Consider the following 22,345-nt stretch of genomic DNA (forward strand, 5'->3'; position numbering starts at 1 on the left):
CCTCGGTCCGATAGGTATTTCGCATGCGAAATATAGTCCGCAAACTATTTCGCGCACGAAATATCTGTCGAGGGAGGATTCGAATATTTGGCGCGCCACGCGCGACACGGCGCACTGACTTCATAAAACATCCGCATCTTTACTTAGCAGAATATTGCGTTTGTTTTATGGCTCCAGGAAACGTATCGTCTGCGGTTCAACCCCGTCCGACCATCCATCCGGGAGATCACATTGCTGAGCCGAATCGTCACGGCGCTCTTGCTGGCGCTCGCCGCGCAGCCGGGCATCGCGAAGGACACCGTCACGCTGCGCGTCGGTGAACAGAACTACTTCAACATCCAGGCGTCGATGGAAGCGTCCGGCGTGCTCAAGGACCTGCCGTACACGATCGAGTGGAAGCACTTCCAGGCGGCCGCGCCCGTCGCCGAAAGCCTCAACGGCAATGCGATCGACCTGGGCTTCCTCGGCGATTCCGCGCTGCTCACGCTCGCCGCGCGCGGCGCGCCGGTCAAGGTGGTCGCGGTGTCGCGCCAGAGCCTCGACGGCGTCGCGATCCTCGTGCCGAAGAACTCGCCGGTGCGCACGGTCGCCGACCTGCAGGGCAAGACGATCGCGGTGTGGCGCGGCGCGTGGAGCCAGCAGCTCGTGCTGCGCGCGCTCGAACACGCGGGCATTCGCGCCGACGCGGTCAAGTACGCATACCTGATGCCGATCGACGCAACCAACGCGCTCGCGAACGGCTCGGTCGACGCGGTGTCGCTGTGGGAGCCGTTCGTCAGCACGCTCGCGCTGCGGCAGGGCGCGCGGCCGGTGGTCACCGCGCAGGGGCTGATGCCCGCGCTCAGCTTCGTCGCCGCGAACGAGCAGGCCGTCGACGGCAAGCGCGCGGAGATCACCGACTTCCTGCACCGCGTGGTCGCCGCGCGCCAGTGGGTCGACAGCCATCCGCGCGAATACGCGGACCTGTGGGCGAAACGCGCGAAGATCGAACCGGACGTCGCCTACCGCTGGCTCGACAACGCGCACCAGCGCGTCGGCCCGGTCGACGCCGCGGCTGCGAAGGACGCGCAGAACACCGCCGATTTCCTGCACAAGGCCGGCGTGATCCCGAATCCGTACGACACCGCGAAGCTGCTCGACCGTTCGTATGCGGGCGCGTTCGCCGTGCCTGCGCAGAAGACCGCCGCCGCGCGATAACCGACGCGGCGCGCGCGCTGCCTGCTTCACCTCTCTTCGAAGGACATTCCGACATGCCAGTCGACATCATCGGCATGATCACCGCGACGCCCGGCGCGGAGGTCGACGTGCCCGGCGGCGCGGCCGTCCAGCCCGACTACGTGCGGCGCTTCGCGCAGGCGCACGAGGCCGCGGGCTTCGACCAGATCCTCGTCGGGCATTTCAGCAACGCGGCCGACGGCTTCATCGTCAGCGCATTCGCGGCCGCCGCGACCGAGCGGATCCGTATCCTGCTCGCGCACCGGCCGGGCGTGATCGCGCCGTCGGCCGCCGCGCGGCAGATCGCGACGCTCGATGTGTTCAGCGGCGGCCGGCTGGCGCTGAACATCGTGTCGGGCGGCGACGACGCGGACCTGCAGCGCGACGGCGATTTCCTGCCGCACGACGCGCGCTACCGGCGCACCGGCGAATATCTCGACGTGCTGAAGCGGATCTGGCTCGCGGATGCGCCCGTCGATCACGACGGCGAGTTCTACCGGCTGCGCGGCGCATCGCCGCTCGTGAAGGGCGCCCAGCAGCCGCACGTGCCGATCTACTTTGGCGGTTCGTCGCCGGCGGCGCTGGCTGTGGCCGGTCGGCATGCGGACGTCTACATGACATGGGGCGAGCCGCTCGCATCGGTGCGGGAGCAGATCGCGCGGGTGCGCGCGGCCGCCGCGCCGCATGGGCGCATGCCGCGCATCAGCGTGTCGTTCCGGCCGATCGTCGCGGCGACGGAAGCTGCCGCGTGGGAGCGGGCCGAGGCGATCCGCGCACGCGTGCGCGCGACGCGGCTCGCGAGCGGCCAGCCGATCGCGGGCCACGCGCCGCAGAACGCCGGCTCGCAGCGGCTGATGGCCGCGGCCGCGCAGGGCGACGTGCTCGACGAGCGGCTGTGGATGGGCGTCGCGAACCTGACCGGCGCGCGCTGGAATTCGACCGCGCTCGTCGGCACGCCCGAGCAGGTTGCGCACGCGCTCGGCGCGTACTACCGGCTCGGCGTGACGACGTTCCTGATTCGCGGCTTCGATCCGCTCGAAGATGCGCTTGCGTATGGCCGGGACCTGATTCCGGCGATCCACGCGCATATCGCCGAACTCGACCGGCAAAGTGCGGCGGTCACGGCGTAAGACCACGTCGCATGCCCCGGCTTCAGCCGCCGAGCGCGATCTCGTATCGGATGTGGCCGCTTCGCTTTGCGACACGATCGTACGTAGCCTGGGCTGCGGCATTCTCTTGATTCGTTACCCAGTAAATGCGCGTCCAATTCTCCTGGACGCCCATCGCCTTCAATCGTTCGATGAAGGCTGTCGCGATGCCGAGCCGCCGCCCATGCGGCGCGACAAATACGTCTTCCAGATAGCAAACTGTCCGGTCACTCCATGTGTTTGGATGACACACGTAGTGGCAGAAGCCCAGTACGGCGCCGTCAGGCCCACACGCGACCAGTCCGTGTATCGGAACGGAGGGATCAACTACCCGACGCCACGTTTGATCAGTGACTCCCGGAGCCAAAGTGACGTCATAAAAGGCGCAATACATGCTCCATAGATCGCGCCAGGCGTTGTGATCGTCGGGGGAGATGGGGCGAATCTCGAAATCGGAAGTGGGCTTCATGCTCGGAAATTTTTTTGTCAGTCCGCTCCTGTGAGCATAACTCGACCGGGTGCCGAGTCGGCTGACGCCAAAAACATTCCGGAATCGGAACGGCCGCACTCAGAACGACGGCAACCCCGGCGGGTTGGTCTCGGCACGCGTGACAGCCTCGTTTTGCAATCCCCAACGTGCAAGCGCCTGTCCGTACCGGCCATTGGCGATCAGCGTATTGGTGGCAAGCGTCAACGCGGCGGCCAGGCCGCTGCCCTTGCGCGTCGCGATCGCGACGTCCGCGTTGGCGGGCCAGCCCGCATTGACGAGCCCGACGCGCCGCAGCTTGCGGTCCCGCGCCGCTTCGTAGGCGAGCGCCGCGTCCGGGTTCAGTTCCGCATCGGCGCGCCCCGACAGCAGCGCGACGCGCGCGGCCGCGTCGTCGTCGAAGTACTGCAGCTCGGTCGGCCTGAGCCCCTGCGCGACGTTGCGCCGGCTCCATTCGAGCAGGATCCGCTCCTGGCTCGTCCCCGCGCCCGTGATGATGCGCAGCCCGGCGATGTCCTTCGGCTCGGCGATCCGCGTGATCGAGCTCGCGGTGCGCACGTAGAAGCCGTGCAGCCCGAGCCGGTACGTCGTGAAATCGTATTTTTCCTTGCGCTTCTCGGTCACGCCGACGTTCGAGATCACCGCGTCGTACTTGCCCGAGCTCAGCCCGAGCGGCCAGTCGGCCCACGCGATCGGCACCAGCACGAGCGGGCGGCCGAACGCGTCGGCAACGAGCTGCGCATAGTCCGGATCGGCGCCGACCACGGTGCGGGCGTCCGTCGCGTAGGTCGATACGGGCGGCGCATGCGGCGCAATCGCGACGGTGAACGCGCCGTCTCGCACCCAGCGGTAGCCGCTGGCCGCGCGTATCGCGGCCGGATCGCGCGGCGCCCGCACGCGGCCCGCCTGGCGCGGGTCGAGATCCGCGAGCGCGGCGGCGGCGAGCGCCGTGCGCAACGGCAGGCCGGCCGCCGCGGCGAAGGCGGCCGTGAGGAACAGGCGTCGGTCGATCATCGGCTCGAGTCTCGCAGGTCGGAAGGCAAGGTGGGGCGCACGGGCGTCACAGCACCCGCGACAGGAATTCCCGCGTGCGCGGATGCGTCGGCTGGTCGAGCACGATCGCGGGCGGCCCGGCCTCGACGATGCGTCCGTTTTCCATGAACAGCACGTTGTCCGCGACTTCGCGCGCGAAGCCGATTTCGTGCGTGACGATCACGAGCGTCGTGCCGGAACGCGCAAGCTCCTTGATCACGTCGAGCACTTCGTTGACGAGCTCCGGATCGAGCGCGGACGTCGGCTCGTCGAACAGCAGCACCTTCGGCCGCAGCGCGAGCGCGCGGGCAATCGCGACGCGCTGCTGCTGGCCGCCGGAGAGCTGGCGCGGATACGCGTCGGCCTTGTCCGCGAGCCCGACGCGCGCGAGCAGCGCGCGCGCGGTGCGCTCGGCGCCCTCGCGGGTCGCGCCGCCGACGGCGACCGGCGCCTCGACCAGGTTCTCCAGCACGGTCAGGTGCGGGAACAGGTTGAAGTTCTGGAACACCATGCCGACCGCGGTGCGGCGCTTCAGCACGTCGCGCTCCTTCAGTTCGTAGAGCACGTCGCCGTCGCGCCGGTAGCCGATCAGCTCGCCGTCGATGTCGATGACGCCGTCGTCGACGCGCTCGAGATGGTTGATCGTGCGCAGCAGCGTCGACTTGCCCGAGCCGGACGGCCCGACGATCACCGTCACGCTGCCGCGCGGCGCGACGAACGAAACGCGCTCGAGCACGCGCTGCGCGCCGAACTGCTTCGACACCGCGTGCACCGCGATCTCGCCGCCCCGTTGCGGCGCAGCCGTGTCGGGGGCGGACGGCGCCGCAGCGGCCGTGTTGCGCACGGCCAACCGCCGCCACAGCGTGCCGGCGCGCGCAAGCACGAAGGTGAGGGCGGACGGCGGCGGGTTGCGCAGCGCGCCGCGCGCATAGTGCCGCTCGACCTGCACCTGGATCGCCGACAGCACCGTGAGGATGATCAGATACCAGACGGTCGCGACCATCAGCAGCGGAATCACGTCGAGGTTGCGCCGGTAGATCACCTGTACCGTATAGAACAGCTCGGGCATCGCGAGCACGTACACCATCGACGTGCCTTTCGCGAGCCCGATCAGGTCGTTGAACGCGGTCGGCAGGATCGCGCGCATCGCCTGCGGCAGCACGATGCGCGCCGTCTGACGGCCGCGCGGCAGGCCGAGCGCCGCCGCGGCCTCGAGCTGCCCCTGGTCGACCGCGAGGATGCCGCCGCGGATCACCTCGGCGGAAAAGGCCGCGTGGTTCAGCGTCAGGCCGAGCACGGCCGCGAGGAACGGGCTGATCAGGTCGGTCGTCGCGACGTCGACGAACGTGATGTCGGTGAGCGGCACGCCGAGCCGCACGTGCTCGTACAGGTAGCCGAGATTGTTCAGGATCAGCAGCAGCACGATCAGCGGGATCGAGCGGAACAGCCACACGAAGGCCCACGCGCTCGCCGACAGCAGCCGCGAACGCGACAGCCGCGCCAGCGCGACGAACGCGCCCAGCACGAGGCCGAACACCGCGCCGAGCGCCGTCAGCACCAGCGTGCGCGCGAGCCCGGACAGCACCGGCGGCGCGAAGAACCAGTCGGCGAACACCGGCCAGCCCCATTGCGGATTGCCGAGGACCGACACCAGCACGAGCGCGATCAGCGCCAGCGCCAGCGCGGTGCCGGCCGTGCTCGAACGATGGCGCGCCGGCACGATCCGCAAGCGCGTGCCGGCGTCGCGCGCGGCGGGAGAAAGGGGGGAAAGGTGCGGCGAGGCCGCGCCGAGGTGGGTGGTGTCGCTCATGTCGGGTCGGTTTCCGGTACGGTTCCTGCGGTTGCGCCTGTGGGCCGGCGCGCCGCACGCGGCGGCGGCCGGCCGAATGGTCGTCAGGCCGGTGCGTCGGCCAGGGTGGCGCGCGCTGCGTCGGCCGCCGCGTAGCGGCTCGCCTTGCGCGGCAGCCCGAGGTGATCGCGCAGCGTGCTGCCCGGCAGATCGCGGCGATAGCGGCCGCGCGCCTCCAGCACCGGAACCACGAGCTCGAGGAAATCGTCGACGCCCTGCGCCTGCACCGCGAAGCCGAGGATGAAGCCGTCGGCGGCGCCCGCGTCGATCCAGCGGATCAGCTCGTCGGCGACGTGCTCCGCGGTGCCGATGAAGTTCGGCCGCGGCGTCGCGACCTCGAGCGCGGTTTCGCGCAGCGTCCAGCCGTGCTGCGCCGCATCGGCCTTGATGCGGTCGGTGGTCGAGCGGAAGCTGTTGCGGCCGATCTCGCCGAGCTCGGGGAACGGCGCGTCGAGCGGGTATTGCGAGAAGTCGTGGTGATCGAAGAAGCGGCCGAGGAATGCGAGCGCCTCGTCGATCGTCAGCAGGTTGCGGATCGCCTGGTATTTTTCCTCGGCCTCGGCGGCCGTGCGCCCGACGATCGGCCCGATGCCCGGAAACACCTTCACGTCGTCGGCGCGGCGGCCGTGCTCGACCGCGCTCTGCTTCACGCGCTGCGTGAACGTGCGCGTGTCGTCGAGCGACGGCGAATGCGTGAACACCGCGTCCGCGTACTTGCCCGCGAGTTCGATTCCCGTGTCGGACGACCCGGCCTGGAAGATCACCGGCTGCCCCTGCGGCGAGCGCTGGATGTTGAGCGGCCCCGCGACCTGAAAGAAGCGGCCGTGGTGGTCGAGCGTGTGGAGCTTGTCGCGCGCGAAGAACTGCCCGGTCGCGCGGTCGCGAACAAAGGCGTCGTCGTCCCAGCTGTCCCACAGCCCCTGCACGACGCTCAGGTACTCGTCGGCGATCTCGTAGCGCAGTGCGTGATCGGGATGCGCCTTGCCGAAATTCTTCGCGGTGCCTTCGAGCGGCGTGGTCACGACGTTCCAGCCGGCGCGGCCGCCGCTGATCGCGTCGAGCGACGCGAGCTGGCGCGCGACCGTGAACGGCTCGCTGTACGACGTCGAGATCGTGCCCGCGAGCCCGATCTTCTTCGTCGCGGTCGCGAGCGCGGACAGCACCGTCAGCGGCTCGAAGCGGTTCAGGAAGTGCGGGATCGACTTCTCGTTGATGTAGAGGCCGTCCGCCACGAACGCGAACGCGACGCCGTGGTCTTCGGCCTTGCGTGCGATGCGCGTGATGAAGTCGAGGTTGATGCTCGCGTCCGGCGGGTTGCTCGGATGCCGCCACGCATTCATGTGGCTGCCGGCGCCTTGCAGCATCAGGCCGAAAGTGATGGATCGTCGGGTCATGGGCGGGTCAATGGTGGGTGTCAGGGAGAAGAGGGGAACCGGCGGCAACGGCGGCGGCAGTCGCGCGCGCAGGCGTGGCCGCGATCGCGCCGCCGAGCCATTCGACCGACGCGAGGCGCGCCGCGTAGTCGGTCAGCGGCGAATCGACGACGAACTCGTCGACGTCGAGCCGCCGGCTCAGCGCGTCGAGCGCGCGATGCACGCGCTCGGGCGTGTCGGCGAGCACGGCCGGACGCAGTTCGTCGATCCGGTAGTCGGTCGCGCCGCTTTGCCGCGCGAACTCGGCCGCCGCCTGCGCGCTGGCGAGGTTGAAGCTCTGGCCGCTCGCGAACTGCAGCTTGAAGATCCGCAGCGGCCCGATCAGCCGTTCGGCGTCGTCGCGGGTCGCCGCGGCGACCGCATACAGCGCGACGAGCGGCTGCGTGCCGCCGGCGCTGCGATACGCGTCGAGCGAACGCTCGATATTGGCCTCGTCGCCGTTGAAATGCCCCGCGTAGCAGAAGCGCCAGCCTTCGCGCGCGGCGAGCTCGGCGCTGTCCGGCGAGCCGCCGAGCAGGATCCGCTGCGGCGGCTGCGGCGGCACCGGCATCGCGACCGCGCCCGCGAGCGGGTGGTCCTCGGCGACGCCCCAGCCGAGGAACGCGTCGAGTTCCGCGAGCTGGGCGGCGAACGCGGGCTTTTTCGCGCGGTCGTGGAACCACTGCAGCGCGCGGGTCGTCAGCGGCAGCCCGCCGGGCGCCTTGCCGACGCCGAGATCGACGCGGCCGGGCGCGAGCGACGCGAGCAGCTTGAAGGTCTCGGCGACCTTGAACGGGCTGTAGTGCTGCAGCATCACGCCGCCGGAACCGACGCGGATGCGCGACGTATGCGCGAGCAGGTGGGCGACGACGATCTCCGGCGCGGAGCTCGCGAACCCGGGCGCGCCGTGATGCTCGGCGACCCAGAAGCGGCGGTAGCCGAGCTGTTCGGCGCGCTGCGCGAGCGCGACCGTGAAGCGCAGCGCGTCGGCTGCGCGCGTGCCGTCGGCGATCGGGCTCTTGTCCAGCAACGATAGTGAGTAAGACATGATGGGCGGCGAATCCTGCGGGTGACGTTGACGATGGCGTGCGGCGGATCAGGACTTCGGCAGGCCCGGCGGATTGGTGCGCGCCTGGTCGATCGCCTCGGAGCCGAGACTCCAGCGCTCGAGGATCCGCTGGTACAGGCCGTTGCGGATCAGCCCGTTCAGCGCGATCGTCACCGGCTCGGCGAGGCCGCTGCCCTTGCGCGTCGCGACCGCGATGTCGGCGGTGCGCGGCCAGCCGCCGCTGACCGCGCCGACGAGCCGCGTCTTGCCCTGTTGCGCGCTCTGGTACGCGAGCACCGAGTTCACGCTGAACACCACGTCGGCGCGGCCCGACTGCACCGCGACCAGCCGCATCGCCTGGTCGTCGTAGTACTGGACGGCGACCGGCTTGAGTCCGTGCGCGACGTTCTCGCGGTCCCACGCGAGCAGGATCTTTTCCTGGTTGGTGCCCGCGTCGGTCACGACGCGCAGGCCCGCCACGTCCTTCGGCTCGCGGATCGACGTGACCTTGCTGTCGTTGCGCACGTAGAAGCCGACCTGGTCCTTGCGGTACGACGAGAAGTCGAACTTTTGCTTGCGCTCCTCGGTGACCGTGACGTTCGAGATCACCGCGTCGACCTTGCCCGACGCGAGCGCGAGCGGCCAGTCGGGCCACGAGAGCGCGACGATCTTCACCTTGCGGCCGAGGCTGTCCGCGACGAGCTGACCGACGTCCGCGTCGAAGCCGACGACCGTGCGCGCGTCCGTCGCATAGGTGCTGATCGGCGGCAGGCTCGGCGCGATGCCGATGGTCAGCGTGTCCGGCTCCGCGAACCGGAACCCGGCGGGCACCGCGTGCTCGGCCGCCGGGTCCGCGGCGCCGCGCGGGCGGCCGCGCTGCTCGGGGCTCAGGTCGAACGTCGCGGCGGTTGCGGCGATGGCCGTCAGGCCAAGCAGCGCGGCGGCCAGCGTGCGGATGGCGCGGGAAGGGAAGGGTGCGGCTCGTTGCATGAAGGCGTCCTGTTTCAATCGTGGAGGGTGGAGTCGGATGGGAGGCGCTCAGCGCGGCAGCGCCGGTTCGGGCGCCCACAGGTCGACGAGCGTCGACGTGCGCGACGGGTCGATCAGGTCCTTGCCGAACGGCAGGTGGAAATACGCTTCGGGATCGATCGACGAATCGAACAGGCGCGCATAGCCGGTGCGGTCGTACAGCGCCCAGGCTTCGGGCTGGCGGAAGCCCGTGGTCAGGTAGAGGCGGCGATAGCCCTGTTGCGCGGCGCGCACTTCGAGCGCTTCGACGATGTGCCGTGCGAGCCCCTGGCGCCGCAGGTCCGTGCGTGTCCAGATGCGCTTCAGCTCGGCCGTCTTCGCGTCGTAGCGCTTGAATGCGCCGCCGCCGATCGTTTCGCCGTCGCGCAGCAGCAGGATGAACGCGCCTTCGGGCGGCGCGAACCGTTCGGCCGGATAGCGGGCGAGTTCCTCGCGCGCGGATGCCCGGCTATCGGGGCGGTACGCGTCGTAACGCGTGGAATACTCTTCGATCAGCGCGTCGATCAGCGGTTGCGCGCGGACGTCGAGCGGCGTCGTGTCGAGGATGCGGTCGGTCGTGGCCATGGGTGTCGCGAAGGGCGCGCGACGCGGACGTTCCTTGCGGGGCTCGGGCACACGGCCTGTCCGCTATCGTCCGTTATCGCGGCGCGGTTGTCGTCATGACGGCGGCCGGTGCGCATCCTGCGATGCGCGTGGCGGTCCGCCGCCGTTTCGAACACGTTAGCGGCGCGGCAGGCAAAGGCGAACGAAGCAATTTCGATAAGGATTTCGCGGGGAACGTCAGAAGGCTTGCAGGGGGAGTGGGGTAGGCGGGCGAAGGGGGCGCGCATGCGTCGAAGATCGGATTCCACGCATGCGCGATGTCGAATGGCGGGCGTCTATGCCGCGCGTACTTCGGCAAGCAGATCCGGATGGCGGTCCAGGATCTTCAACAGCTTCACCAGGGCGAGCGGCGGGTTCGTCTTGCCGGTCTCGTAGCGGGAAAACGCGTTGATCCCGCCGCCGAAGAGCTCGGCCGCCTCGCGCTGATCCAGCATCAGCTTCTTGCGCACCTTCGCAATGAACTTCGGGTCGACGATGGTCGCGTTCACCTGCTTGTTGAACGCCGCTACCGCTTCGCCGAGACGGGTCGCCTCGGCGATGGCCAGCACCGACTCTCCGCAGGCCGGACAGAAATCGCCCGTGATGCCGGGGACGACCGTCGATCGACCCTTGTAGGTATAGGGAATGTCTCGTGTGTCGCGGATCAGCTTTGCGGCACCGCACGCAGGGCACTTCATTTTCAACGCTCCTTGAAAGACACGATCAGCACGTCGTCGATCACGGTCAGTTTCAGATACACGTGGCCACGCGACGTGTCGCGCTGATACACGTCTTGCCAGATCGTGTGGTCGGCATAGGTCGTCATGCTCTTGTGGAAATCGACGGCTGTCAGCGACATCACGACGCCGATCGCTTCCACTTCGGTGAAGCCAAGTTGCCGAGCGCCGATTACCGCACTCGCGGTCAGACGCACCTTGCCGGTCTCGACGAGCGCTTTGACTCGGGACAGCTTGCAGTGAGGCGTACTCTTTTCCATCTGCGATCATAACCAAAAGGGTTAATTTGTCAAGTTGGTTAATGGCGCACGCATGCCGTCCGCCACGTATGGCAGACAGCATGGGGAAAAGAAGGATCCGGTTTTGGCCTATTGGCCGATGCCGGGCGGCTCAGCCGGCTCCGCGAGCTGGAACAGGCAGTCGCCGCGCTGCACCTGGGCCTGCACGCGCTTGCAGACCACTTCGCCGTCGCCCGCGAAGCGGTGCAGCACCGGCTCGCGCAGCGGCGTGTCGGGGAAGTGCACCCAGGCGGCCGGCTGTCCGGCGTGCACCCGGTCGCCGAGTTCGGCGAGCGGTTCGTAGAGGCCGCGCTCGTACGCATACACATGGTGACGCTCGCCGTCGACCCGCATGAAGCGCGTGACGGTCGGCGGCGCGTCGGGCACGAGCGCGCCGTGCAGCAGGCCGATGAAGCCGAGGTAGTGCAGCAGCCCGTGGCGGCCGAGCCGGATCAGCGCCGGATCGGCCATGCCCGCGCCGCCGAGCTCGGTGACGATCGAGATCGCGCCCTGGCGGCGCGCGGCCGACGCCGAATGCACGGGATTCGGCGCGTGCAGCAACGCGTTCGGCAGCCCGAACGCGACCAGCAGCGCGTTGAGCCGCGCGGCCTCGTCCGCGTCGAGCGGATCGATCGCGAGCATGTTGCCGCTGTGATAGAGCAGCGAGCTGCCCCCCGAATGCAGGTCGATGAGGTATTGCGCGCGGGACAGCAGCGCGTGCTCGATGTAATGGGCAATCATCTGCGTCGGCGTGCCGGCCGGATCGCCGGGAAAGCTGCGGTTCAGGTTGCCGCCGTCGAGCGGCGACACGCGCAGGCCCGCGTCCGCCGCGGGGAAGTTCGCCATCGGCAGCAGGATCAGCTGCCCGGTGACCATCTCCGGCTCGATCTCGCGCATCAGCTGCGACACGATGATCTGGCCTTCGTATTCGTCGCCGTGGTTGCCGGCCATCACCAGCGCGACCGGGCCGTCGCCGTTGCGGATCGATGCGATCGGGATCGGCAGCCACCCGTAGGCGGAGCGGTGCACCGAATGCGGCAGGCGCAGATAGCCCGCGTGCTTGCCGGGAGCATCGAGGTCGATTTCGCAGCGGATCGGGTTGCTGGGCTGGTAAGTGGCGGTCATGTTCGGGAGGGGCGTGTCGGGCGTGGCATGCGCCATCTTATCGGGAAACGGGCGGGGCGCGGCGGACGGACGGCCTGCGCGGAGCGGATCGGTCAACGCGCGCAATGCGCCGGTCGGCCGGACGGCGCGCGCCGGTCACGCATCGGGCGCAGCTTCGCGTCGAAGGCTCGCGCGCGTCGTTCGGCTACAGGAAATCTCGGGAAGAATCGCTTCGCGTAACGATCGCCGCGGTTGCATCGATGAAACCACCCGGCGTCATGCCGACGGCGGCAAATGCACCGCATCGCGCGCTGCCGCCTGCTTCGGCGCGGCGCCGGCGCGCGCCTGGCGTCACCGCCCGGCGGTTTCAGCCTCGATACGTCCTTCTTCCCACAGCGCCCAGAAGCGGCTGCCCGCGCGATACGGATTCGCGCGGCGCGCGGCGTAATCCTCGACGCCCTGGCGATATGCGCCGTACAGCGTCAGCGGCGGGTTGTCCATGCACTCGGTGTCGCGCGGGTCGGAACTGCGGACGGTGGTCAGGCGGCGGATCAGCGCGGCGCCGTCGATCACGCTCTTTTCGTTGATCGGCTCGTTGCAGCAGATGACTTCGACGGTATCCATGATTGCGCTCCCCGGGCACGTTCGTTGGTACCCGTTGAACAGCAATAAGAATGCCAGCCTGGAATACCCCGCCGATGCGCCGATCGTGCAGGCTTCTGCCACGAACTGCGCGGCCCGTTCGGCCCGATGTTACGGAACATGTAACGTGACGCCGCGTGCGGCGCTTGAATCGTATCGCGCATGAAACCGGGAGGAGGAATCGTGCGCGCCGTCAGCCCGCCGCGGCCGGCGCGACGCTCCGGCTGCCGTTCGAATAGAACCGGTAGATCCCCTTGCCGGACGACTTCGCATCGTACAGCGCGCTGTCCGCCTGCCGGATCAGCTCTTCGGGCGTGTCGCAATCGCGGTCGAGCGCGATCCCGATGCTGATGCCGAGGCTCACGGTCGCGCCGATCGACAGCGTATACGGCACGGAAATCCGCCGGATGATCTGCGCGGCCTGGACTGAACACGCCTGCATCGTCGTGTCGTCGATCGCGACGACGAACTCGTCGCCGCCGACCCGCGCCACCAGCTCGCCCGGCGGCAGCGTCTCGCTGAGACGCGCGGCGACCTGCGTCAGCACGTCGTCGCCGGCGTGGTGGCCGAAGCGGTCATTGATCGCCTTGAAGCCGTCGAGATCCAGGTACATGACGGCCGGCGCGAGGCCATGACGCCGCGTGCGCCGCGCGAGCATGCGCTTGAGCTCCGCGTGGAGCTCGTGCCGGTTCGGCAGGCCCGTCAGCGCATCGTGCCGCGCCAGGTGGCGGATATGCATCTCCGCGCGGCGGCGGGCGGTAACGTCCTCGACGATGATCACCGCGTTGCCGTCCGGCACCTGGCGGCGCGTCATCTCGAGCTGCCGCCCGTCGGCCAGCGTGATCTCGAACGGCGCGGGCTCGCGGTCAAGCCAGCCGGCGCAGCGCGCGGTCAGCTCGGCGCCGTCCGGGTCGGCGGCCACGCCCGCGCCGAGCGCCGCGACGGCGTCCGGAAACGGCATGTCCAGCATGATCTCGCGCGGCGAGCCGAACAGTTGCGCGGTGCGCCGGTTCGCGACGATCACCCGGTTCTCGCCGTCGACCATGCACAGCCCGTGCGGCATGTGCGTGAGCGCGGCGTCGAAGCGCGCGACGAGTTCGGCGTTGCGCTGGCGCGCGGCGATCAGCGCGACCAGCACCTTGTAATGCCGCTGCACGACCGTGCGCATCGCGACGAGGTAGATCGCGATCGGCGGCAGCAGCAGCCATGCGCCGCTGCGCGGCGCCAGCAGCGCGCCGAGGCCGATCGGCAGCACGCCGAGCGTGATCTGCGTCATCGCGAGACGCGGCAGCGCCGAATTGCGCGACGCGATCCCGCCGAACACGCCGCCCGCGACCAGCACCGACAGCGTGCCCAGCTCGACGTCCGCGGCCTCCACGCAGCCCATCGTGCCGAGGCCGAGCAGGAAGCACGCGACGAGCGACACCGGCGCGTAGCGTCGCGCCCAGTACTCGGTGCGGTCGTCGCCGGGTTCCCGGCGCGCGACGCAGACGCGCGCGATCGCGACCCGCGCGGCGAGCAGGCCCACGTCGGCGATCAGCCAGACGAGACACCACGTCTGCTGCAGCCGGAACAGCGCGACGGCCGCGACGAAGCCGCTCGCGAGGCCGGACAGGAACATCGGCCGGATGTCTTCGAACAGGGTGGAGAGGAGGGACGGGCGCAACGCCGCCGTGACGCGGTGATTGCCGGAAGGAGGCGTAGCGAGAACGGAGTGCAGGAGTGACGCCCTGACTGCCATGATCGATAACCTCGACGCGATGAGGGCTGGCGACGCCCGCGCGGCAACGTTGCGGGAGAAACCGTTCGCCGGATGCGCACGACCATAGCACGAAACATGGCGGTCCGGTCGGGCGCCCCCGTGCGTCGACCGTTATATGCATTCCAATAAGTAATACATGTGAGAAACGCTATAGCCGTCATCCTGTAAAAAATGACAGAATGCGCGCCGCTCCGAACGCCGCGACACCCGCCCGCCTTCGCGAGCCGCACCAGGAGGTCCCCCCATGAAAAACCACGGCCTGTCACGGCGAGGTTTTCTGAAAGCCAGCGTGCTGGCGGGCGTCGCAGTCTACGTCGCGCCCATCGGCAGCCGCGCATTCGCAGCACTCTTCGAAGAAAAGCTCCTCACCCCGGTCAAGTGGAACAGCGTGACCGGCATCCCGCAATTCCGCATCGACGGCATCGCGAAGGTCACCGGCGCGAAAGTGTTCGCGCGTGACGTCCGCGCGGCCGACATGCCGCACTGGCCGCAGCAGCAGTCGCACGCGCTGATCCTGCGCGTCGCGCAGGCCGACCGCGTCTACGAGGGCTTCGACCTGTCGCTGCTCGGCGACGACCTGAAGCCGGACCGCATCGTCACCGCCGACGATCTCGCGCGCGACGGCGTCGCGTTCCCGGCGTTCTACGGCGACGACATGCTGCTGCCCGCCGGCAAGACGCCCGCGTATCTCGGCCATGCGGTCGCGATCCTGATCTACCACGACTTCGCGCGCTTCCGCTTCGCGAAGAACCTGCTCAAGTTCCGCGACGACGTGATCCGCTACGGCGCGGTCACGGGCCCGCTCGAACGCGACCCGTGGGGCACGTTTCGCTACGTGCGCGTCGGCGGCAAGAGCGCCTATGACGACGACGCCTATTCGAGCCTGAAGGACGCGCCGATCTTCCCGAGCATGATGCGCAAGCACCAGCCGGTATGGCCGGACGGCAAGGAGCACGGCAAGCTCGACGAGCAGGGGATGTTCCACGCGGCGCGGATCGCCGACGAGCTCGATCATCCGTCCGCCGACTGGCTCGTGTTCGACCGCGAATACAACACGCAGTCGGTCGACACCGCCGCGCTCGAACCCGACAATGCGAACTGCTGGTACGACGCCGCGACGCAGGCGCTGCACCTCGTCGTGCCGACCCAGTCGCCGCTCGAAGTCGCGGAAAATGCCGCGGCGATGGTCGCGAAGTGCCGCTTCCCGGTGAAGAAACTGTTCGTGCATCCGTGCTACACCGTGGGCTACGGGTCGAAGGACCACTTCAACGTGCCGTTCTACGGCCTCGTGTGCGCGCTGTACGCGGACGGCCGCCCGGTGCGCTTCGCGAACGACCGCTACGAGCAGTTCCAGACGTCGCTCAAGCGCCATGCGTTCAGGATGCGCTACCGGATCGCCGTCGACCGCAACACGGGCCTGCTGCAGTCGTTCAAGGGCGACTTCGAGGCGAACGGCGGCGGCCGCAGCAACTTCTCGCCGTCGGTCGCGATGGTCGGCGCCACCGCCGCGCAGTCGATCTACTACTTCCCGAAGAGCGATCTCGCCGCGGTCGCGATCGCGTCGCGCGCGATCGACGCCGGCTCCGCGCGCGGCTACGGCACGCTGCAGAGCATGGCCGCGACCGAGATGGCGATCGACGAGATCGCCGCGCAGCTGCAGATCGATCCGATCGAGTTCCGCCTGAAGAACGCGCTGCGCTCGGGCATGAAGAACACCCAAGGCGCGATTCCCGCCGGCGCGCTGCGCGTCGACGAGGTGCTCGAACGCGCGCGGCAGCATCCGCTGTGGACGCGCCGCGCGGCGCGCAAGGCCGAATTCGAGGCCGCGCATCCGGGCCGGCGCTACGGCGTCGGCTTCTCGTGCGTGCAGAAGGACTTCGGCACCGGCGCGGAAGCGTCGTTCGCGAAGGTCGAGTTCGACGAGAACGGCCAGGTCACGCTGCATCACACGGCCGCCGAGATCGGCACGGGGATGTCGACGTCGCAGGCCGTCGCGGTCGCGAAATGGCTCGGCCGGCCGGCGACGGAGGTGCGCGTCGCGGTGACGGAGTGGCCGGACCTGCCGGTCGAGACGAGCGGCGATCCGTACCTGATGTCGCAGGCCGACCAGGACCGGCTGAGCGCGAACCCGCGCTGGTCGCCGAGCTACGCGTCGCCGTCGAGCGCGACGAATTCCGCGTACTACTTCACGCACAGCACGCGCGAAGCCGCGCGCGCGGTGTTCCGCTACGGGCTGTGGCCCGCGGCGATGTCGATCTGGACCCGCGGCCTCGGCGGCGGCCAGGCCGCGCCGTACACGGTCCGCATCGAGGATGCGCGCTGGGTCGACGGCAAGCTGACCGCCGACGGCCTCGAGCCGCTGTCGTTCGAGCAGCTCGCGAAGCAGGCGCATGCGCTCGGCCTGCCGACCGGCGCCGTCGTGCACGTGTTCAACCGCTGGCAGTGGACCGACGCCGAGTTCGAAGTCGGCGGCGCCGTCGAGCGCTTGCCGATCGACGGGCTGTCGCTGCGCATGGGCGCGCCGAAGACCGGCGACGGGAACGGGCCGGTGCCGGGCACCGCTGCGCCGGCCGGCGCGACCGCGATGCGCGGCACGCTGCCGCCGACCGCGAACGGCTACCGCGTGCTCGACCGCAAGCGCGTGTTCATCCCGCCGACGAGCCGCAACAACGCGGCCGTCACGTACTACACCGCGGTCGGCACGCTCGTCGAGCTGGCCGTGCACGAGTCGACCGGCAAGGTCGAGCTGCTCACGCACCATTCGATCATGGAGTGCGGCAACCAGATCTCGCCGCAGCTCGTGTCGGGCCAGCTGCAGGGCGGCCTCGCGATGGGCATCGGCCACGCGCTGCACGAATACCTGCCGCTGTACGAGGACGGCCCGGGCAACGGCACGTGGAACTTCAACCGCTACCAGCTGCCGCGCGCGTCCGACGTCGCCGTGTGGACGCAGACGGGCGAAGTGCTGCCGCCGTTGTCCGAAACCGATCCGCCGAAGGGCGTCGCCGAAGTGGTGATGATCCCGGTCGTCGGCGCGATCGTGAACGGCATCGCGCACGCGATCGGCCATCGTTTCACCGACTTGCCGGTGACCCCGCAAAAGATCCAGGAGGTGCTCGCATGACGACCGCCCAAACCGCCGCGTCGGCTGCCAGCGCCACCAGCGCCGCCGGCGTCGTTCCCCCGGCCGCCGCGTCCGCCGGCGCCGCCAGCGCACCGGTCCCGGCATCCGCCGCCGTGCCGGCGCAAGCGGCCGCGCCTGCGGCGCCGGTCGAGCGCCCGCTCGTCCGCTATCAGCCGAAGCCGCTGTCGGTGACCATCAACGGCCAGTCCGTCGGCCCGATGCAGGTGCCTGAAGGGCTGATGATGATCGAGTTCCTGCACGAATATGCGGGCCTGACCGGTTCGCGGCTCGGCTGCGGGCAGGGCATCTGCCACGCGTGCGTCGTGATCCTCGACAAGCCCGACGGCACGAGCGAGGAAGTCCGCAGCTGCATCACCGGCGCGCATTTCTTCCACGGCCGCTCGATCCGCACGATCGAAGGCCACGCGAAGCGCAACGATGCGGGCGAAGTGGTCGAGCTGTCGCCGATCCAGCAGAAATTCCTCGAGCATTTCAGCTTCCAGTGCGGCTACTGCACGCCGGGCTTCGTCAACGCCGCCACGGTGCTGATCGAGCGGCTGAAGCGCCAGCCGGTCGCGAAGGCCGACGTCGAACGCACGATCACCGAGGCGCTCGACGCGCACATCTGCCGCTGCACCGGCTATGTCCGCTACTACGAAGCGGTGAAGGACGTCGTGATGACGACGCCGGGACTCGTGAAGGACACCGCATGACACGCACATTCGCCCAACGGGCCGCGCGCGTTGCCCGCGTGCCCGCGCTCGCGGCCGCCTGCGCGCTGACGCTCGCCGCCTGCGGCGGCCACGACGCGCCGGCCGCCGGCACCGCGCCGACGCCCGAGCAGATCGCGCGCGGCCGCTATCTCGTCAAGGCGGCCGACTGCGCCGCGTGCCATACCGCGAAGGACGGCGCGCCGTTCGCCGGCGGCGCGAAGCTCGATTCGCCGTACGGCACGTTCTACGGCTCGAACATCACGCCGGACAAGGACCAGGGCATCGGCAGCTGGAGCGCCGGCGACTTCTACGCCGCGCTGCACGACGGCAAGGCGCCGGGCAAGCGACTGTATCCGTCGATGCCGTATACGTCGTACCGGCAGCTCACGCGCGCCGACACCGACGCGATGTACGCATACCTGATGTCGGTCAGGCCGGCCGCGCAGGAAAACCGGCCGCACGAGCTGCAGTTCCCGTACAACCTGCGAGTCGGGATGGCGGTCTGGGACCTGCTGTTCCTGAAGGACAGCCTGCCGGACGCGTCGAGCGGCCAGTCCGCCGACTGGCGGCGCGGCCGCTACGTCGCGAACGCGCTCGGCCACTGCGCGGAATGCCATACGCCGCGCAGCTTCACGGGCCAGCTCGACGGCGCGAAGCCGTTCGCGGGCGCCGCGCTCGGCCGCGTGGCGGCTCCTGACATCACGCCGGCGGGCCTCGCCGCGCGCGGCTGGACGGGCGCGGACCTGCAGACCTTCTTCAGCGTCGGCATCGCGCCGCAAGGCTCCGCGTTCGGCGAGATGTATCCGGTCGTGCACCTGAGCACGCAGCACCTGACGAAGGACGACCTGCGCGGGCTGTCCGTGTACCTGCTCGGCGACAAGGCGCCGGCGCCGCAACCGGTCAAGCCGGTGTCGGCCGACGCCGCGCAACTCGCGGCGGGCCGCTCGGTCTACGTCGCGGTGTGCGCGGGCTGTCACGGACTGAACGGCGAGGGCAAGCCGCACGTCGCGGTGCCGATGAACGGCAACTCGACGCTGCGGCAGGGCGATCCGCGCAACCTGCTCGTCGCGATGCTCGACGGCATCGACGAGCAGAAGTTCGCCGGCGTCGAAAACATGCAGCCGATGCCGGGCTTCGCCGGGACGCTGAGCGATGATGAACTCGCACAGCTGTCGAACTACCTGCGCGCGACGTGGGGCGGGCAGCCGGCCAGCGTCACGCCGGCCGACGTGAAGGCGATGCGCTGACGGAGCAGGGCGGGGCGCCGCGACGCGAGGCGGCCGGTTTCCGGCAACCGTGCGCGGTGCTCCGTCCCGCCGACACACGCCGGCAGGCACGCGTCAACGATAGACCATGTCGGCACGCCGGTTCTGCGACCACGACGCCTCGTCGTGACCGAGCGCCACCGGTTTTTCCTTGCCGAAGCTGACGGCTTCGAGCTGCGTCTCCGGCACGCCCAGCGTCACCAGCACGCCCATCACCGCTTGCGAGCGGCGTTCGCCGAGCGCGAGGTTGTATTCGGACGTGCCGCGCTCGTCGGTATTGCCCTGGATCAGCACGCGCTGCGCCGGGTGGCGGCGCAGGTAATCGGCATGCGCCTGCAGCAGCGTCCGGTATTCCGGTTTCACGTCGTAGGCGTCGAAATCGAAATAGATGCTGCGCTTGGCGAGCGGGCTGTTCGGATTGTTGAGCTCGTCGGTCACGACCGACGGCGTGCCGAGTGCCTGGCCACCGGCGCCCTGATTCATGCCGGCGTTCTCCGGCGTCTTCGCAGCGTGGTGGCAGCCCCCCAGCAGAGCCAGAACCACGATCACCGCGTATCGGTTCGTTTTGTCCATCGTTCGTCTCCTGCGGTGTTGCTTGTACCGCTGCAATCAGATTAGGAGATAAACGTCATAACGTGACCTGTTCGTCGCCAGGTTCGGGCCGGGGCCGGCGGAGAGATCGGGGACGGGGCACGCGGCCGGCCAGCGTAACGCCGGCCGACGGGAAGGCCATGCCCTGAAAGGAAAGGGTCAGGCGCCGCGGCGCTCGCGCGACGCGGGCCATACGGTGGAACGCAACCGGTCAGTATCCGCCGCCGCCCCCACCACCACCGCCGCCGCTTCCACCCCCGCCCGCTCCGCCGTAACGGCCGACCGCGTGGTTCTGCGAAGCGCCGTTGTCGGACATGCATCCCGCGGAAAGCAGGAGCGTCAGCGCCGCAACCACGGCTGCAACAAACGCTGTCGATTTCATCTCAGCCTCCTATCGACGTGCGGGCGGCCCGATCGCGTCGTCCGGCCAACCGGCCGGTCCAGGCGCCCGCGCGATCACGTAACGTTCGGGGCAGCCGGCTTATTCCATGTCCGGGCCCGCCTCGCGTTCCCGTTTTCGAGATTGCGGCGGTTGAACGGGAACCCGCGGACGCGCCCGAACGCTCAGGCATCCTGCGCCTCGCCGGGATCGTCTTCCCCCAGCCGCGCCAGCACCTGCGCGACCACCCGGTCGCATTGCGCCCCGCGAAAATCGAACGCGTCGCGGCCGGCCATGTCGAGATCGAGCGTCAGCGACGCACGCAGCATCCGCCGCGCGCGATGATGCCGGCTGCGCACCGTCGCCTCGGGCAACGCGAGGCATTGCGCGGTTTCCTCGACGGTCATTTCCTCCACCGAGCGCATCACGAACACGATCCGGAAGGCCGGCGGCAACGCATCGATCCGGCGCTCCAGCAGGTTGCGCAACTCGGCGCACGCCGCCGACCGCTCGGGCGAATCGGGCGAGAAATCGATCATGTCTGCCTCGTCGAACGCGTCGCCGACGTCGCGCATCGGCAGCGCGCCGGCGCGCCGTCTCGCGCGCCGCACGCGGCCGAAGCATTCGTTCAGCACCAGCCGCGACAGCCACGTGCCGAGCGCCGCGTCGCCGCGAAAGCGCGCGATCGACCGGTACGCGCACAGGTACGCGACCTGCAGCGCGTCCTCGGCTTCCGCGTCGTCGCGCAGCACCGCGCGGGCCAGCCGGTACAGGCGCCGGTTGTGGCGGCGCATCACCCGCTCGAACGCGTCCGGATCGCCGGCGACGATCCGGCGGATCAGGTCGGGTTCGTCGCCGGAAGGCGCAAGCACATGTGAATCGACAACCGTCGTCATGGGCGACACCTCGTCGGCGAATCTAACGGACGATCAACGTGCCGTGCATCGTCGGATGGAACGTGCACGAGTAGGGGAACCGGCCGCGCTCGCGCGCCACGTAATGCCACGACGCCTGCGGCGCGATGCTGCCGGAATCGAACCCGTGGCCGTCCGCGCTCGCCGTATGCGGAAACAGGTCGTGGTTGACCCAGGTCACTTCGTCGCCGCGATGCACGGTCAGCTCGGCCGGCGTGAAGCGCATCTGCTCGACCACGATCACATGCGAGTCCGCGCTAGCCACAGGCGCCGCGAATAGCGCGCACAGCAGCGCTGCCGCCACCGCCGATCGAGCACCGATGCCGCACCGCGACGGCGCCGTCAGCGCGTCATTGCGCGCCGCCACCGCCTTTCCCCAGCGTCGACTGCAGATGCCGCGCATGTTCGAGGTGCGCGACGAACGCCGGCTCGCTCTTCACGAGCAGCGTCTTCAGCTCGGCATTCTTCGCCGACGGAATCAGCGTGTGATCGATCGCATCGAGCACGGCTTCATGATAGGTCACCTCATGATCGATGTACGCGCGGTCGAAACGCGCGCCGTCGAGCTTGCCGAGGTTCTGCAGATTGGTATCGCCGCCTTGCTTGAGATTCATGCTGGTCGGGTTGTCTTCGGGCGTCACGCCCAGCTTGCGCACGAGGTCGCTCGCCGCCTTGTTGACCCCGGTGTGGTCGGTCACCATGCGATCGGCGAAGGCCTTGACGTCCTTGTTGCGGGTTTTCGATTCCGCCAGTTTCCCCGCGTCGATGTCGACCTGGTTGGCGGTGACGACGATCGCCGCGATCTGCGGGTCGGTCGGGCCGGCCTGCTGCGCGGACACGGGGAGGGCGACGGCGAGCAGCGCGCCGCATAGCGCGGCATCGAGGGTCATGTTCATTTGCATTCCTCCGGACATTGGCTGACGGAATCACGCCGTCACGCGGACGCGGCTCGGGGCCGCTCATTCGATTGGATGTCGCGTGTCGCGTGCCCGTTTCCGGAGGGCCGCGGGGGAAGGTTCGATTGCGCGCCGGCT

General features: G+C 69.2%; 21 protein-coding genes. 5 read left to right on the top strand and 16 right to left on the bottom strand.

The window, feature by feature from the left end:
- Positions 1 to 231: 231 nt before the first annotated feature.
- Entirely contained in the window at positions 232 to 1,197 is a 966-nt protein-coding gene (locus B7P44_RS25405; RefSeq protein ID WP_088511522.1) for an ABC transporter substrate-binding protein, read from the top strand.
- Positions 1,198 to 1,250: 53 nt separating this feature from the next.
- Positions 1,251 to 2,345, top strand: a complete 1,095-nt coding sequence (locus B7P44_RS25410) for an LLM class flavin-dependent oxidoreductase (RefSeq protein WP_084908698.1) — start codon at positions 1,251 to 1,253, stop codon at positions 2,343 to 2,345.
- A gap of 22 nt (positions 2,346 to 2,367) precedes the next feature.
- On the opposite strand, the gene B7P44_RS25415 is transcribed toward B7P44_RS25410, so the two are convergent.
- The 12 genes from B7P44_RS25415 to B7P44_RS25470 form a co-directional block, all read right to left on the bottom strand.
- Positions 2,368 to 2,832, bottom strand: coding sequence for a GNAT family N-acetyltransferase (locus B7P44_RS25415; protein ID WP_084908699.1), 465 nt, complete (start codon positions 2,830 to 2,832; stop codon positions 2,368 to 2,370).
- Positions 2,833 to 2,931: 99 nt separating this feature from the next.
- Complete coding sequence (locus B7P44_RS25420; protein ID WP_084908700.1) at positions 2,932 to 3,864, bottom strand: ABC transporter substrate-binding protein; 933 nt, start codon at positions 3,862 to 3,864, stop codon at positions 2,932 to 2,934.
- Positions 3,865 to 3,910: 46 nt separating this feature from the next.
- Positions 3,911 to 5,692 carry an amino acid ABC transporter permease/ATP-binding protein gene (locus tag B7P44_RS37770; RefSeq protein ID WP_084908701.1) on the bottom strand — a complete coding sequence of 594 codons (1,782 nt, stop codon included), beginning with the start codon at positions 5,690 to 5,692 and terminating at the stop codon, positions 3,911 to 3,913.
- Between the two features lie 83 nt (positions 5,693 to 5,775).
- A complete protein-coding gene (locus tag B7P44_RS25430) occupies positions 5,776 to 7,125 on the bottom strand; it encodes an LLM class flavin-dependent oxidoreductase (RefSeq protein WP_084908702.1) in 1,350 nt (449 codons plus the stop codon).
- Positions 7,126 to 7,132: 7 nt separating this feature from the next.
- Entirely contained in the window at positions 7,133 to 8,191 is a 1,059-nt protein-coding gene (locus B7P44_RS25435) for an LLM class flavin-dependent oxidoreductase (protein WP_084908703.1), read from the bottom strand.
- Positions 8,192 to 8,239: 48 nt separating this feature from the next.
- On the bottom strand, positions 8,240 to 9,181 hold the full coding sequence (locus B7P44_RS25440) for an ABC transporter substrate-binding protein (protein WP_084908704.1): 942 nt from the start codon (positions 9,179 to 9,181) through the stop codon (positions 8,240 to 8,242).
- Between the two features lie 48 nt (positions 9,182 to 9,229).
- Positions 9,230 to 9,784, bottom strand: coding sequence for a GNAT family N-acetyltransferase (locus B7P44_RS25445; RefSeq protein WP_084908705.1), 555 nt, complete (start codon positions 9,782 to 9,784; stop codon positions 9,230 to 9,232).
- Positions 9,785 to 10,098: 314 nt separating this feature from the next.
- Entirely contained in the window at positions 10,099 to 10,500 is a 402-nt protein-coding gene (locus B7P44_RS25450) for a type II toxin-antitoxin system MqsA family antitoxin (RefSeq protein ID WP_084908706.1), read from the bottom strand.
- Positions 10,501 to 10,502: 2 nt separating this feature from the next.
- A complete protein-coding gene (locus B7P44_RS25455; protein ID WP_084908707.1) occupies positions 10,503 to 10,799 on the bottom strand; it encodes a type II toxin-antitoxin system MqsR family toxin in 297 nt (98 codons plus the stop codon).
- Positions 10,800 to 10,907: 108 nt separating this feature from the next.
- Positions 10,908 to 11,942, bottom strand: a complete 1,035-nt coding sequence (locus tag B7P44_RS25460) for a succinylglutamate desuccinylase/aspartoacylase family protein (RefSeq protein WP_084910018.1) — start codon at positions 11,940 to 11,942, stop codon at positions 10,908 to 10,910.
- 330 nt (positions 11,943 to 12,272) lie between these two features.
- A complete protein-coding gene (locus B7P44_RS25465) occupies positions 12,273 to 12,545 on the bottom strand; it encodes a hypothetical protein (protein WP_084908708.1) in 273 nt (90 codons plus the stop codon).
- Between the two features lie 211 nt (positions 12,546 to 12,756).
- Entirely contained in the window at positions 12,757 to 14,304 is a 1,548-nt protein-coding gene (locus tag B7P44_RS25470) for a sensor domain-containing diguanylate cyclase (protein ID WP_084908709.1), read from the bottom strand.
- Positions 14,305 to 14,569: 265 nt separating this feature from the next.
- On the opposite strand from B7P44_RS25470, the gene B7P44_RS25475 reads away from it, so the two are divergent.
- Genes B7P44_RS25475 through B7P44_RS25485 form a run of 3 tightly spaced genes read left to right on the top strand, consistent with a single transcriptional unit; the run spans position 14,570 to position 19,409 of the window.
- On the top strand, positions 14,570 to 17,449 hold the full coding sequence (locus B7P44_RS25475) for a xanthine dehydrogenase family protein molybdopterin-binding subunit (protein ID WP_084908710.1): 2,880 nt from the start codon (positions 14,570 to 14,572) through the stop codon (positions 17,447 to 17,449).
- Positions 17,446 to 18,162 carry a (2Fe-2S)-binding protein gene (locus B7P44_RS25480; RefSeq protein WP_084908711.1) on the top strand — a complete coding sequence of 239 codons (717 nt, stop codon included), beginning with the start codon at positions 17,446 to 17,448 and terminating at the stop codon, positions 18,160 to 18,162. The genes B7P44_RS25475 and B7P44_RS25480 overlap by 4 nt, the downstream gene beginning before the upstream one ends.
- Positions 18,159 to 19,409 (top strand): cytochrome c, encoded by a 1,251-nt coding sequence (locus B7P44_RS25485; RefSeq protein ID WP_084908712.1) that lies wholly within the window; start codon positions 18,159 to 18,161, stop codon positions 19,407 to 19,409. Before B7P44_RS25480 ends, B7P44_RS25485 begins: the two co-directional genes overlap by 4 nt.
- A 93-nt stretch (positions 19,410 to 19,502) precedes the next feature.
- Here the strand turns inward: B7P44_RS25485 and pal are convergent, their stop codons facing one another.
- The 4 genes from pal to B7P44_RS25505 form a co-directional block, all read right to left on the bottom strand.
- Positions 19,503 to 20,000, bottom strand: coding sequence for a peptidoglycan-associated lipoprotein Pal (gene pal / locus B7P44_RS25490; RefSeq protein ID WP_084908713.1), 498 nt, complete (start codon positions 19,998 to 20,000; stop codon positions 19,503 to 19,505).
- A gap of 582 nt (positions 20,001 to 20,582) precedes the next feature.
- Positions 20,583 to 21,293: an RNA polymerase sigma factor gene (locus B7P44_RS25495; protein ID WP_084908714.1), complete on the bottom strand. Its 711-nt coding sequence runs from the start codon at positions 21,291 to 21,293 to the stop codon at positions 20,583 to 20,585.
- Positions 21,294 to 21,315: 22 nt separating this feature from the next.
- Positions 21,316 to 21,678: a cupredoxin domain-containing protein gene (locus tag B7P44_RS25500; RefSeq protein ID WP_231716698.1), complete on the bottom strand. Its 363-nt coding sequence runs from the start codon at positions 21,676 to 21,678 to the stop codon at positions 21,316 to 21,318.
- Positions 21,662 to 22,201 carry a DUF4142 domain-containing protein gene (locus B7P44_RS25505; RefSeq protein WP_088511582.1) on the bottom strand — a complete coding sequence of 180 codons (540 nt, stop codon included), beginning with the start codon at positions 22,199 to 22,201 and terminating at the stop codon, positions 21,662 to 21,664. The genes B7P44_RS25500 and B7P44_RS25505 overlap by 17 nt, the downstream gene beginning before the upstream one ends.
- Between the last annotated feature and the right edge of the window lie 144 nt (positions 22,202 to 22,345).

It is taken from the genome of Burkholderia ubonensis subsp. mesacidophila, assembly GCF_002097715.1.
Taxonomy (GTDB): Bacteria; Pseudomonadota; Gammaproteobacteria; order Burkholderiales; family Burkholderiaceae; genus Burkholderia; species Burkholderia mesacidophila.